Origin of the sequence: Paenibacillus tuaregi (assembly GCF_900086655.1) — a bacterium.
GTDB classification, from domain to species: domain Bacteria; phylum Bacillota; class Bacilli; order Paenibacillales; family Paenibacillaceae; genus Fontibacillus; species Fontibacillus tuaregi.
Genome location: NZ_LT575476.1, coordinates 4844494 through 4858210, shown reverse-complemented (window position 1 = coordinate 4858210; position 13717 = coordinate 4844494). Strand labels below are relative to the sequence as shown.

Genomic DNA, 13717 nt, shown 5'->3' with positions numbered 1-13717 from the left:
ATAACCGGATGGAAGTGAAATCCGTAGTCTGATGCGGTTTCCCGTAGCTGCCGCGCATACTTTTTGCGCGATCACGCAGGTGGAGGGCGGCAGGCAGATTCTTGCCGGAAATAATAATACGCGTGCCGTTCAGGGCACGCGTGGGAGTCGCTTCATCCATTAGTTACTGGCTGAGCTTTCAGTAAGCCTGAATTGAGCATTACCAAATTCGGAGGCTTTGGTTAGCAGTTCACTGGGGGAGAATAGCGCAGATGCTCCCTTAACGGCAATCTTCATCTTCAACCAAAGCACCTCCGGCTACAGCTGCATATGTGTAGCCTGTTCGAGCAGAGCTGCGGCTTCCTGGCGGGTCATGATACGCTTGGCTCCGTAATCGGCGGCACCGTCAGCGGACAGCTTGACCTCCGGTCCGTACAGCCGGTAAGCGACCACCGCTTCAACCGCCTGCTTCGCCCAGGCCGCCGGCTCCTCATTCACCTTGGCAGGTTTCGGCGGGATTCCCATGGCGGTCAGCATCCGCCAGACTATAGACGCCGCCTCCTGCCGGGTGATAGGCTGATCCGGCTTGAACAGGCCGCCTCCCGCGCCTTGGACAAAGCCCATGTCCAGGGCGCTCTGGATTAGCTCGGCTCCAGGCTTGCCAGCCAGGTCCGTGAATACAACGGGCTTGCGGGAGGCTGGCACGCCGAGCCACTGATTAGCCGCGGTAATGAACTCATACCGCGTCATCGGCTCCTGCGGGCCAAAGGTTCCATCCGGCTTGCCCGCGGTAAGGCCGAGCTGCTTCATTCCATGAATGTAGGCCGCATAGGGATGGTCCTTGGCGATGTCACGGAATGGCTCCGCATCAGGAAGCTTAGCCGCGTAAGCCGCGGAGTTCAGCTTGGAGAACATATAACCGATGGTCCCGTCCTCATTCTCCTGGAAGGCCACCTCCTGACCCATCTTATCCAGGAACAGAAGCGGCCCTAGAGGTGTCAGCTCTTGCGTTCCTGTCAAATCCTTCAGAATGAGCTGTCCCTTGTCATTCAATTGGATCCGTGTCAGCACATAATTTACACCTGCGCTCCGGTAGACGCCTTCCAGCCGGCGCAGCTGCTGAGGGGTCAGGGACACTTTACCGGTTTCACCGTCGGGCTTCCCGGTTCCGGCGTTCGCTGGTTTCGGATAATAGTGATTCATGAATTCCCGGAACAGCATCTCCCGAAGCGGGCCGCTCTTGTTCGTCACAATGAATCCGCCAACACGCTGCTTAGGCATCAGCCACAGCCAGGAGCTGAATCCGGGGGCGACTCCCCCTTTGCCAACAACGTCTTGACCATTGTAGGCATCCCGATAAGAATATTCAAAGCCATAGGTCATGTTGGGCACCTTAGGATGAATGGCAAGCTGCGGGGTGTGCATGGCAGCTATAGACTCCTTCGTTAGAATCGGTGCCTGCCCTGGCCTGCCTGCCTCCAAATGGGCGATCATAAAGCGGGCCATATCGCTTCCTGTGGTTAGCAGACCGCCCTGTGGCAAGTCGGTTGGCACCAGGTTGTATGGAGCCATAGCTGCATTCAGGTCATCATAGCCAACAGCAAGCTTGTCTTGAATCTCAGGGGAAATGTGGGAATATGTGCGGTTCATGTCCAGCGGTCTGAGAATATGCTCCTGAATATACTTGGAGTATGGCACTCCTGAGACCTCTTGTACGATATATCCCTGCAGCATGGAGGCAAAGTTATCGTACCGGTATACCTTGCCGGGAGGAGATACAACTGTAGGCATGTGCTCCTTGATGTAGTCCCGGAGACTGACGACCTTGGACAAGTCGGTAGTCATGGACTCTGTAATAGGGATGTCCACTACGTCAAATCCGGTGGTGTGGGTAAGCAGGTGTTTTACTTTCAGCGGCAGTCCGGTGTTGTTTCGAATTTTCAGCCCGCCCAGATACTTCTCCACCTCGTCCTCCAGATTGATCTTTCCCTGTTGGGCCAGCTGCATCAAAGCGGTGGCGGTCACGACCTTGGTAACGGACGCGATTCTGAACACGGTGGTCTCCGGGGAGACCGGGGTTTTCTTCTCCCGGTCGGCATAACCGTAGCCTTTCTGGAACAGAATGCGGCCGTCTTTAACGACAACGAACACGGCCCCCGGCACCTGCAGTTTCTTCACATCTTCCCGTGCGAAGAACTTGTCTGCGAACGCCTCCAGCTCCTTCGGATCGGTTGGTCCGGCAGGCTGCCCTGATACCTGTGAGACAGCCCCCGTATTCTGGCCAGCGGGAGCAGCCGGTGTTCCGGCTGCTGGTGCCGCCATCCCAGGTGCGGCCACCGATGCACTTAACGTCAGAGCGGTGATGGCAGGCAGCCATAATCGGGCAGCCTTTTTACTTGAAAATCTTGATCTTTTCAATACAGTTCACTCCTCGAAATATATGAGTATAGTCTGGTTTATTTAGACCTCAGGCCGATATCATTCATCAAAATCGTACCTTTCTTCGACTGGTCGAACTTGAAGCGGATTTCCTTTAGCCCAGCCGGATCAAAGTCACGGTTCGCCTGCTTGAAGTCGTCCAGCGCCAATCCGTAGTTCTGGAATACCGGCTCTTTCACCGGTGACATCAAATCGAAGGGGGCCTTCAGAAACCGGCCTTCAACCATCGGTACGACCGGAGACCACTCACTCAGCAGCAGGCTGGCTTCATGACCTGAACGGTCGGTCACCTGAACGGTCAAATTGACGGGATGATCTTCCAGATTTGCAATCGAGAACACGAGGGAAGAGCCTTCCTGCGGCTTTACGCCCTCGTTCGGAAGACGAAGTGAGTAGACGGGAAGCTTGCCTCCTGAAGCAGCCTGATCCCAGCCGATCCGGACAGCCCTGTATTCACTTGAGGCGAACTTCAGCTGCACGGTCTCTTCCTTCCATTCTTTCAGGTGTTCTCCGAGCAGTTCGCCGCCTGCAAGGGTGGCGGTTGATGGATCGGTGTCTTCGTTATAACCGGCCAACAGGCGGGTGCGCGCGTCCATATAATTGCTGATATATAGATTGTCCGGCAGCCAGCTCTTGGCATAACCAAGATCCTGGAACACCTGGCGGTAGGTGGTGTTCTCTTTCAGAGTCGCCTCCAGGAAAGCCGAGATGAAGCCCTTCGCAGTTCTCTGCTGCATGTCTTCAGAGATGAGCTGTTTCGTGTTAAACAGTCTGTTGGCGAGGCCGGCCCCATCCGTGCGGCCCCAGACGCTGTTGAACTGACCGTGGTTGGCTCCGTAAATATAAACAGACGACTTCATCCAGGCAGTTCCGGGATCAAAGGTGATCCGCTTGTATTGGTTTGTCGTATCATAGGAGCTGACATCCATATCGTGTACACCTTGAAGGGTGAGGTAGTTGATATTGTGCAGATTCACGGTTGTCCCCGAAGGCTTGAACTGGCCGTCGGTTCCTCCGATTGCGATAAGGGACCGGATGCCAAAGTTATAGTTGAACTTGATTAAGGCGTTCTCGGAGTATGCCTTCTGTCCATTGAACAGAGCCGCAAGGGTGATCGCTTCCCCGCCCCGTGAATGTCCGATCAGAGCGACATTGTTCAGGTCGGCCCGGCCGTAGAACGGGTTGCTCCGGTCTTCGTTCCACTGCTTCCAGACCTTCAGATGCTCCAGCATCAGCCAGGCTCTGGCAGGATTCTCCTTCACGGGCACCTGGAATATGAACATATCGTCATAGGGAGAGGTGTTGAGAAAGTTCTCATCAATCGAGATGAAAATATACCCGCGGCTGGCCAGCAGCTTGCCCAGGTATTCATAACCCGGGTCAGAGTAATCGGTCATCGTATGGTTGCCGTGCACCGCCATAACCACAGGGAAGGGGCCCTGCCCTTCGGGGTACCAGACGAGTCCGTTCAGCGGCATTTTCTCAGGACCGAAACCAAGCGTCCCGGTCCGGATCGAAGACCAGCCGCTCACGAAGGCGGAGCCGTCCACGGGCTGGGTTGTCAGTGAACCGCTCTGCCGGAACACCTCGCGATAGTTGTCAGGGCTGCCGTACGTCAAGGTTTTAACCGCATAAGCTCCGGGCTTGGACGGGTCGGGAAGCTGGGTACTGTACCGGGGAGCCTTCTTCATCTCGTTCAGCCGGTAAGCTGGAGACAATGGGTCTGATCCGCTGCCTAAGTACCAGAAGGTTCCGGAGATCAGTGTCACGGTGAGGAGTCCAGCCCAGAGCACCCGGAAGATGATCCCCCGGCGGGCCATGCCCAGGTACTCCTTTTTCCGCCACTTCCATAACATCGAGCCAAGCAGGGACACTATGGTGATGGTTGCGGCAATCATGATCAGAGACACGGTCGGAACGATGAAGCAAAATAACATCATTCCGGCTGAAGCAACAACCGCCCATATGTAGAGAGTCGGAAGTTTCTTCAGCAGATGCAGCCCCAGGGCTACGACCCCGGCCGCGAGCACAAAAAATACAATCGCCACAACTGAACCAATTACATACCTCAGAGGGCCCTGCCCGCCGATCATGTAATAGGACTGAAACAAGATGAGCAGGAGTGCACATGCAAAGACTGCGGTGATCGCACCCTTCCAGCCGCTGCTGAGCGGTTTGGGCCGGGGGAGAGGGAGCAGCTTGCTCCGCACCCGGTTAACTCTGTTATTGGGGTCAAGCTTCATTTCAATTCCTCCAATGCGGGCATGTGTTATCGATAAGATACTGCCCCAGTATAGGAGGCGAATCTTTCTCCACTCTGGCTGGCACCTTACAATAAACTTACATGGAAGGAGTCTGGATGAACGGGAGCGAACTTCTTGTGTAACCAGGAGGGATATACAGATGCGCAAAACTATACTAATCGCTGACGATGAACCGGAGATTGTGGATCTCCTGCGGCTCTATTTGCAGCGTGAACAAGTAGATATTATTGAGGCCAATGATGGAAGGGAGGCGTGGGAACGCCTTTCACAGACGCCTGTGGACTTAGTGATTCTGGATATCATGATGCCGCAGCTGGACGGCTATCAACTGCTTAAGCTGATCAGGAAGCGGTATAAGCTGCCGGTTATTATCCTCTCAGCCAAGAATCAGGATATGGACAAGATCACCGGACTTGGCCTGGGGGCGGATGATTTTATCGGCAAGCCGTTTAATCCGTTAGAGGTTGTTGCCCGTGTTCAGGCCCAGCTTCGGCGCTCCTATGAGTTCAACGAGCCGTCTCCCGTCCCGGTCCGTCCCCGGACAAAGGTTGGCCGTCTGGAGCTGGATCATGAATCCTGCCAGCTGTATAACGAGGGGCGGCAAATGGCTTTAAGCGCTCTGGAATACAAGCTATTGGCCTTGCTTATGGAGCATCCCGGGCGAATCTTCACAAAACGGCAAATTTTTGAGAACGTGTGGTCAAGCCCCTATTTTGAAGATGATAATACCATCATGGTGCAGATTAGCAGACTGCGTGACAAGATGGGGGATGATCCCAAAGCCCCACGCTATCTGAGGACGATCCGCGGGCTCGGATACCGGTTCTCCAAAGAGGAAGAGCTGAATGGCCAAGCCTAAGAAAATCCAGAAGACCCTCATTCAGAATTTCGTGTTCTTCTCGCTGACGGTAACTCTGCTTGCTGTGATGGTTATGTTTTATTTCAATCACCGGATCACCACCCAATTGATCACCGGCATGAGCAGCCACTTGACGGCGGGGGATATCGTCCGAACGGATTACAAGAAGATGGATACCGAAGCAATAGAGTCGCTGGAAGGCTGGGTGGAGATTCTCGATGATAAGCTGAATGTCGTCTACACGCATGGAGCTAAACGAGACGGCACCTTCCGGTACACAGACAAGGATATTTATGGCATGTTTTATGATCATGGGGAGAGGGAATATTCTGTATCCCTGGCGCCATTTAAGACCCGGGAAGGGCGGACTTATCACTGCCTGGTGAAAATACCGAAGAAACATGTGGAATCCTCATTGACCATTACGGACCAAGCGAAGGATCAGACGGCCGCCTTCTGGCGGCTGCTGCTGGAGGCGGCTCTGCTGTTCGTGTTCTTGTTCGCCATCATCGTCTATATATACAGCCGCTGGACAGCAAGGAGTATCACCAATCCGCTTCGTTATATTGCAGAGGGGATTTGGAGTGTGGCCAGGGGGAAATACGGGAAAAGGCTCAATTTCGAGGCGAACTTGGAGCTTATTCAGATTCAGGAACGTTTTAATGCCATGGCGGATAAGCTGGAGCGTACTGAGCGGGAGAAGAAGCAGCTGGAGATGAGCAAGCAGCGGATGCTCGTGGATATTTCCCATGACCTGAAAACCCCGATCACAATGATCCGAGGATATGCGCAGGCCATGCAGCTGGGGCTGATAGAGGAGGAACGAAAGGAAAGGACCATCCGTCTGATCCATGATAAATCACAGCTTGTAGCGGAGCTGATTGACGATGTGTTCGAGCTGTCCAAGCTGGAAAGCCCCGATTATCCTGTAGAGATGGCCAACGCAGATTTGGCTGAATTTGTGCGTAAGCTGGCTGTCGACTATTATGATGCGTTCATAGATAAGGACTTCGTGGTGGAGATCGATATTCCGTCAGCACCGGTTGCTGCGGAGTTCAACGCCCGGCTTCTCTATCGCGCAGTTTCCAATCTGTTTGAGAATGCGGTCAAATACAATCCGCCCGGGACCAAGGTGGTCCTGGTGTTGAAGGAGGAGCCAGATACGGTGCAGATTGAAGTGAGCGACAACGGGACTGGCATCCCCTCCAGCCAGCGGGAACATGTATTTGAGGCGTTTGTGCGGGGCGATCCGTCCAGGAAAAGCGATGGCGGGACAGGGCTGGGCCTTACCATAGCCCGGCAGATTATACAGAAGCACGGCGGAACGATTACACTGGAGCCGGTCAAGGGCTGGACCATGTTCCGAATCGTGCTTCCGAAGCGGCAGGCGGATGGGACCTAACCTACAGGCCCATCCGCTTTATTTTTATGGAAAACTGGGTCCCTGAACCCCGTCCTCTACCGGTGAATTCTTGGGGATCTTGTTCTCTGTGGACGGTCGCTTCTGTGCAGGCATGTTAATAGCGATAATCGAATTTTGCGGGGGATAGGTGTCCCTCGATATTTTCCGCCGTTCCACAGCAGTACCGTTCACATATTTAACCCGGTAGGTTTCCACGATGTAGCCTTCCTTGCCTTCCTGTACAACCTCTTGAATACCCAAGGCAAGCGTGTTGTTGCGCACATATTTTGGCTGGGCCGGCAGCACCTTTATTGTCCGAGATTCAAGTTCATACCGGGTCCCGGTGGGAATGTCCCCGAACAGCTTGACCGTCAGGTTCCTCTGGATAAGTCCGGCTTTAATCAGAATGTGGTGGCTGGTTGTGTTCTTGAACCGGAAGTTAATATAACCTTTGGCAAAAGTCGCATCCTGTCCCTTGGGCAGGTAGCTGACCGGAAGCGAGTGATTGCGGCGCTCCACAATATCCAGTCCGGCCCGGACTGCCGCATTGTACAGCGTGCTGGACACTTGGCAGATTCCCCCGCCGATGCCGGGGACAAACTTGCCCTGTATAATGACGGGAGCGGGCTTAAATCCGTATTTGGCTTCAGCGGTGTCGATGACTTTCCCATAGTCGAAAATATCACCCGGTGCCAGCAGCATGCCGTCAATCACCTGAGCCGCCGCATTGATATTGTGGGCTCTGCCGCTTGAGCTTGTGGCGAGCCCGGTTGTGAATTCAGTGATTTTCCGCTGGATTCCCTGGCTGCGGAGTGTGTCCAACGTCACAGCCGGCTTGGCCGATTTCAGAGGAATCTGAATCAAGACGGGACTCTGCCGCTGGGGAGACTCCGATGCGGAGAGCGGGATGCGGCTCTTGAAGGCCTGGGCGAACGCTTGCCAGTCAATCCGTGTGACGGGGACTTCAGGTACATAACGAATACTGTCATCGTGCCCGATGATACGCTGTGCGTTAACACCCTCTCCGAACTGCTTGGCCTCCCATGCTGGATTGAACGTCTTGTGCAGTGCGGTCTTATCCCAATGTACAGTCAGCTGCCACTGCTTGGACAGCTGAAGCCGGGCCCGGGCCCGGCTCCAGATAGAGCCCTCCCGCAGTTCCCTCACCGCCACTTCCCAGTTGTCCGCTGTATAATGAACTCCTGCCCGCCTCCATGAGGATTGGACCTTAATACCGGGATGCCCCGGGACCTCGGGAATATGAAAGTAAATCTCCTCATTCTCCGCCCGGTCGAACTCCTGCTCCAGCCGGGCTTGCCCCTCTTCATAAGTAAGTCCCCCAATATCCACGCCGCCGACGGTTACACCGGCAGGAATCTTATTTCTGGCCGCATACAGGTGGAGAATTCCATACGTTACCGCAGTGAACAGCAGCAGGGAAGCTGCGATGATGAGAAGAATATGCAGTTTTTTCATTTGCATCCCCCTTTAATTTGATATGGAAACGGAAGGATATAGACGGCGATGCTCCATGCTTCATAGGCAGGTAGGTTCTATATAAAACGAACTTTAAAAACTAACCTTTCTCAGCTTCGATCCCGAGTGATTCTGAAGAAGCGGAGCGTCCGCCTTGTCTCCGGAATGCCCCATTGGATATCTAGTTCAGGCATTTCGGAGACAACAGCGGCCTTAAAGAACACTCGGCATCGCAGTGCCCCATAAGGGTAACTTTCATAAGTTCTTTTTTATAGATCTGACTCCCTGTAATGCCAGCTTGCTGGGCACCATTACATTCCTGTGAACATGGGTATGAAACATGTATATGTCAAAAGAATGGGAAACTTTCGGGTACTCAAAGGGTAACAAATTTGTTACAATGATAAACGGACTGATGAAATTGCTCATCTTTTAAAGGATTTGGCTGGAAGGTGTCGAAGTCCTATTAGTCTTGTATGTAGTGGATAATGACAGGTAGTTACTAATTCCGAATTGATAGATAGAAGTAGATAGAGATATAAATTTTAGGAAGTGATGCTGTGATAGAAATGCAGGATGTCTGGAAGACTTATCCGAATGGAGCACACGCCCTGCAAGGGGTTTCGGTAAAGATTGACCGGAATGAATTCGTATACTTAGTTGGTCCCTCTGGTGCAGGGAAGTCCACATTTATGAAGCTGATCTACAGGGAAGAAGTGCCCACCAAGGGGCAGATTTCGGTAAACGGGTTTAACATAGGAAAGCTTAAGCCGCGCAAAATTCCTTACGTCCGCCGTAATATCGGCGTTATTTTCCAGGATTTCAGGCTGCTTCCCAAGCTGACGGCCTATGAGAACGTAGCTTTTGCGCTTGAGGTCATTGAGGCCCCGAAGAAAATTATCAAGAAGCGCACCCTTGAGGTGCTTGATCTAGTGGGTCTGAAGAGCAAGGCGAACCGTGAACCGTCCCAGCTGTCCGGTGGGGAACAGCAGCGTGTTGCGATTGCCCGTGCCATCGTGAACAATCCTTCTGTTATCATTGCGGACGAGCCTACCGGGAACCTTGACCCGGAGACGTCCTGGGGGATTATGCAGCTGCTGGATGAGATTAATTTCAGAGGCACCACAATTGTGATGGCCACCCATAACAAAGATATCGTGAACACCATGCGCAAGCGCGTTATTGCCATCGAGCAGGGCAACATTGTCCGTGACCAGATGAGAGGAGAATACGGATATGACTTTTAGAACCTTCTTGCGGCATTTACGGGAAGGTACGAAGAACGTATTCCGTAACGGTTGGATGTCTGTCGCATCAATTACTTCCATTATCGTTTCTTTGTTCATTCTAGGTGTGTTTATTCTGTTGGTGCTGAATGTGAATTCGTTCGCTGATGAGGCTGACAGCCAGGTTCAGATCAGCGCTTTTCTGAATACGAAGGTTGACCAGAAGTCCATCCAGGACATTCAGACCGAGATCGGCAATATGCCGGAGGTCAGCCGGGTTACGTTCGTGCCCAAATCGCAGGGCCTCAAAGATTTCAAGCAGAAGCTCGGCGATAGCGGCAAAGACCTCCTTGAAGGATATACCGAGGCGACCAATCCGATTCCCGATACTCTGAAAGTTGAGGTTGTTGAGCCTTCGACGGTTCCTTTTGTAGCGACCAAGATCAGCGCTCTCAACGAGAAATACAAGAACTCGCCTATCTACAAGGTCAATTATGGCAAGGGCACGATTGAGAAGCTGTTCAAAGTCACCCGGGCGATTCGTAATATCGGATTTGTATTTGTAATCGGGCTTGGTGTTATGGCCATGTTCCTGATCTCCAACACGATTCGGGTTACGATTCTAGCCCGGCGCAGGGAGATCGGCATTATGAAGCTTGTAGGCGCGACCAATTACTTCATCAGATGGCCCTTCTTTGTGGAGGGCGGACTGATCGGGCTGATCGGCTCGGTTGTTACAGTGGTTGTCTTGTACGTAGGCTACCATCAGCTGGTCCAATCCGTCAGCCAGGATATTACGATTCCGATTCATTTGGTTTCGCTTCAGTCGATCGGGCTCCCGCTGGCAGGACTGCTTATCGGGCTTGGCCTGCTAATCGGCATTTGGGGAAGCACCGTGTCCATCCGCAAATTCCTGAAAGTGTAATTCATAGATATCTTAAGAAGGACGGGGAATATAGAATTGAAAAAATCGTTATCTGTCGTCGTCGCTGTTGCTCTGGCCGCATGTCTCTTTCAGCCAACTGAAGGGTACGCCAAGAAAAGAACGATCGATCAGATCGATCATGAATTAAAGGTGCTGCAGCAGCAGGCTCAGACAGCCAAGCATGAGCAGCAAAAGGCGGAAGAAGCCAAACAGGAAGCCCAGCATTACAAGGACAAAGCTACGAATTTCCTCCAAGTGGTGATGGATCAGATCGATCAGGTCAGCAGCGAGCTGGCCAACATCTCCGGTGAGATCGACAAGACTGAAGAAAGCTTGCGTGTTACGGCAGAGAAGATTGATCAGACCCAGAAGCGGATTGACGAGCGGGAGAAGCTGCTCGATTCCCGGGTCCGGTTAATGTATACAGATGGTGCGGTATCTTATCTGGATGTGCTGCTTGCCTCCACCAGCTTCTCGGATTTCCTGGACCGGGCCGATTCGATTCAAGCCATCGCCGAACAGGATCAGACAATTCTGGATGACCATAAGAAGGACAAGGCTATGCTTGTCCAGGAACAGGCGAACCTGAAGACAGCTTATGCCAAAGTCAAGGATCTGTACACGCAGGCGGCTGCCCGCAAAGGAATTCTTGACGCCAAGGAGAAGGAGAAGCAAAGACTGATCGCGAACTATCAATCGGATATCGAAGAATCTGATGATATCAGCGGCAAGCAGGATCAGCTGTTGGTGCAGATTGCAACCAAACGTGCTCAGCTTGCCAAGGAGAAGAACAAACTTAAGGCAGCCCAGATCTATGCTTACAATCAGAAAAAGAAGAGCAAGACGGTCAAAGTCTCCAGCAGCTCTTCAGGCTCATCCTCCTCAAGCGGCGGCTTTACGGGTAATGGCGGTTCCATGTCCCTGCCTGTCTCGGGTGCGCGTATTTCTTCGCCGTATGGATACCGGATTCATCCGATTACCGGCGTAAGAAAGCTGCATACCGGTACCGACTTCGCCGTTCCTCAGGGTACGGATGTGCACGCTGCGGACAGCGGAAGTGTGATCGTAGCTGAGTGGTGGAACGGATACGGGAACTGTGTCATCATTGACCACGGGAATAATACCTGGACCTTATATGGCCATCTCAAAGAAATCAAGGTCAGCAAGGGAGATAATGTGAAGCGCGGCGAAGTGATCGCCGAGTCCGGGAATACCGGCAACTCCACAGGACCTCACCTTCACTTTGAAGTACGTATTAACGGTACTCCGGTTGATCCGATGCCATATTTGTAGACAAGTTTTAACATTGTGGAAACGGACCCCTTGCTCTTTGGTGGGCATGGGTCCGTTTTCCCTTTTTTTACGGCAAGAGCCAAGACTGTTCAAAATTTAGGATCTAATTTATAGATAAATATTCCGTACAAGCTAAACATATACTATGATGAATATTAAAGGCCTGCATCAAGTCAGCCGGAATAGGAAAGGGCGGTGAATGGACCTATGTATAAAGGACGTACAGTGGCTTTGTTCGTGGTGGTTGCCGTGCTCGTCAGCAGCGCGCTTACCATGACGCTTACGGGAAATTGGAGTCTAGTATCCAGCAGCGGTTCACCTGTTAGCGGGATTTTTGCCTCTATGGGAGGAGAGTCTGCGAGCAAAGATGATTTGAATAAGATTGAGACCGCACTGAACCTGGTCAAGAAAAATTATGTTCAGGATGTGGATCAGAGCAAGCTTGTAGACGGGGCGATTAACGGGATTATGAGCGCGCTGGATGATCCGTTCTCTTCTTATATGGGCAAGAAAACAGCGGAGGAATTTACGGAACAGATTCAGGGTTCCTTCTCAGGAATCGGGGCGGAGGTCTCGATGGAGAACGGCAGTGTGGTAGTTGTCTCTCCTATTAAGGGCTCGCCTGCCGAGAAAGCGGGAATTCACGCCAAGGATATCCTCCTGTCTGTTAACGGGGAATCTTTTGAAGGACTCAGCCTGAATGAAGCCGTAAGCAAAATCCGCGGGCCTAAAGGCTCCGTAGCCAAGGTGAAGGTGAAACGTTCGGGAACCGCTTCAGCCTTGGAATTTGAGATCAAACGGGACGATATCGCGATGGAGACAGTCAACGCACGCATGGAGAAAGGCGGCGTAGGCTACATCGAGATCACGGAATTCTCCATGAATACGGGTCAACGCTTCAAGAAGGAGCTGGAATCCCTGGAGAGCAAAGGCATGAAGGGACTTGTCATTGACGTCCGCAACAATCCCGGAGGAGTCTTGTCCGTGGTGATCGACATGGCTCAGCGCCTCATCGGCAAGGACAAGGTCATTGTTCAGGTGGAGAATAAGATGAAGCAGCGGGATCAGACCGTATCTAAAGGCACGGCGAAGCCGTATCCGATTGTAGTGCTTACCAATAAAGGAAGCGCGAGCGCATCCGAAATTCTGGCAGGAGCGCTCAAGGAGTCTGCGAATGCCAAGCTGATCGGGGACACGACCTATGGCAAAGGAACGGTTCAGACCTCCTTTGACAAGGAGCTTGGCGACGGAAGCCTGCTGAAAATCACGATTGCGAAGTGGCTGACCCCTAACGGGGAGTGGATTCACAAGAAAGGCATTAAGCCGGATATCGCCGTATCCCAGCCGGCCTACTTCTCTGTTGCTCCAATTAACAAAGAGAAGACGCTGAAATATGATATGAACAATGAGGATGTCAAGAGTGCTCAAGTCATGCTGAACGGGCTAGGATTTGCACCGGGACGTACGGATGGCTATTTTGACACCAAAACCGTGGCTGCCGTTAAGAACTTCCAAAAGAGCAGCAAGCTGACGGTTACCGGCAATATCGATGCGAAGACGGCGGAGGCACTGGAGAAAAGCTTGATCGCCCACATCCGTGATCCTAAGAACGATGTGCAGTTGAACAGAGCGTTCACGGAGATCCGGAAGGAAATCGCTTCTCCTGCGTCGAATAAATAAAGAAGGCTGAATTCAGCCTTCTTTTTTTCTGAATGTTGAGGCGGTACCCGCCTATATAAGTTGAACTTAAGAATTTCGAATAGGCAAGAGCGTGAATTGATTCTGGAGAAGCGAAGCAATCGCCTTGTGACGGACTTATACCTTATAAATTTATTTCAAGAAATCTGGGAGCAA

At 52.3% G+C, this 13717-nt stretch carries 9 protein-coding genes; 6 read left to right on the top strand and 3 right to left on the bottom strand.

The genetic code is table 11. The annotated features are described in order from the left end of the window. Positions 1-297 precede the first annotated feature (297 nt). Together BN6628_RS21875 and BN6628_RS21870 are read right to left on the bottom strand one after the other, a co-directional pair. Entirely contained in the window at positions 298-2397 is a 2100-nt protein-coding gene (locus BN6628_RS21875; RefSeq protein ID WP_068620529.1) for a serine hydrolase domain-containing protein, read from the bottom strand. A 38-nt stretch (positions 2398-2435) separates the two neighbouring features. Beyond that, positions 2436-4661, bottom strand: a complete 2226-nt coding sequence (locus BN6628_RS21870; RefSeq protein WP_082927009.1) for a poly(ethylene terephthalate) hydrolase family protein — start codon at positions 4659-4661, stop codon at positions 2436-2438. A 160-nt stretch (positions 4662-4821) separates the two neighbouring features. Between BN6628_RS21870 and BN6628_RS21865 the strand changes: the two genes are divergently transcribed. Together BN6628_RS21865 and BN6628_RS21860 are read left to right on the top strand one after the other, a co-directional pair. After that, positions 4822-5541: a response regulator transcription factor gene (locus tag BN6628_RS21865; RefSeq protein WP_068620528.1), complete on the top strand. Its 720-nt coding sequence runs from the start codon at positions 4822-4824 to the stop codon at positions 5539-5541. After that, positions 5528-6943: a HAMP domain-containing sensor histidine kinase gene (locus BN6628_RS21860; protein ID WP_068620526.1), complete on the top strand. Its 1416-nt coding sequence runs from the start codon at positions 5528-5530 to the stop codon at positions 6941-6943. The genes BN6628_RS21865 and BN6628_RS21860 overlap by 14 nt, the downstream gene beginning before the upstream one ends. Positions 6944-6967: 24 nt before the next feature. Here BN6628_RS21860 and BN6628_RS21855 read toward each other — a convergent pair whose 3' ends face one another. Further along, positions 6968-8419, bottom strand: a complete 1452-nt coding sequence (locus BN6628_RS21855; RefSeq protein WP_068620524.1) for a VanW family protein — start codon at positions 8417-8419, stop codon at positions 6968-6970. 560 nt (positions 8420-8979) lie between these two features. On the opposite strand from BN6628_RS21855, the gene ftsE reads away from it, so the two are divergent. From ftsE to BN6628_RS21835, 4 genes are all read left to right on the top strand, one after another. Next, on the top strand, positions 8980-9666 hold the full coding sequence (gene ftsE, locus BN6628_RS21850) for a cell division ATP-binding protein FtsE (protein ID WP_068620523.1): 687 nt from the start codon (positions 8980-8982) through the stop codon (positions 9664-9666). Next, a complete protein-coding gene (ftsX, locus tag BN6628_RS21845) occupies positions 9656-10570 on the top strand; it encodes a permease-like cell division protein FtsX (protein WP_068620521.1) in 915 nt (304 codons plus the stop codon). The genes ftsE and ftsX overlap by 11 nt, the downstream gene beginning before the upstream one ends. Positions 10571-10606: 36 nt before the next feature. Further along, positions 10607-11863 (top strand): murein hydrolase activator EnvC family protein, encoded by a 1257-nt coding sequence (locus BN6628_RS21840; RefSeq protein ID WP_068620519.1) that lies wholly within the window; start codon positions 10607-10609, stop codon positions 11861-11863. A 207-nt stretch (positions 11864-12070) separates the two neighbouring features. Next, positions 12071-13543, top strand: coding sequence for a S41 family peptidase (locus BN6628_RS21835; RefSeq protein ID WP_068620517.1), 1473 nt, complete (start codon positions 12071-12073; stop codon positions 13541-13543). Positions 13544-13717: the final 174 nt, after the last annotated feature.

What these genes read in the sequence shown, in the direction of transcription:
- BN6628_RS21860 (WP_068620526.1), top strand. Translation starts at nt 5,528, where the DNA reads ATGGCCAAGCCTAAGAAAATCCAGAAGACCCTCATTCAGAATTTCGTG.
- BN6628_RS21835 (WP_068620517.1), top strand. Translation starts at nt 12,071, where the DNA reads ATGTATAAAGGACGTACAGTGGCTTTGTTCGTGGTGGTTGCCGTGCTC.
- ftsX (WP_068620521.1), top strand. Translation starts at nt 9,656, where the DNA reads ATGACTTTTAGAACCTTCTTGCGGCATTTACGGGAAGGTACGAAGAAC.
- BN6628_RS21870 (WP_082927009.1), bottom strand. Translation starts at nt 4,661, where the DNA reads ATGAAGCTTGACCCCAATAACAGAGTTAACCGGGTGCGGAGCAAGCTG.
- BN6628_RS21865 (WP_068620528.1), top strand. Translation starts at nt 4,822, where the DNA reads ATGCGCAAAACTATACTAATCGCTGACGATGAACCGGAGATTGTGGAT.
- BN6628_RS21855 (WP_068620524.1), bottom strand. Translation starts at nt 8,419, where the DNA reads ATGAAAAAACTGCATATTCTTCTCATCATCGCAGCTTCCCTGCTGCTG.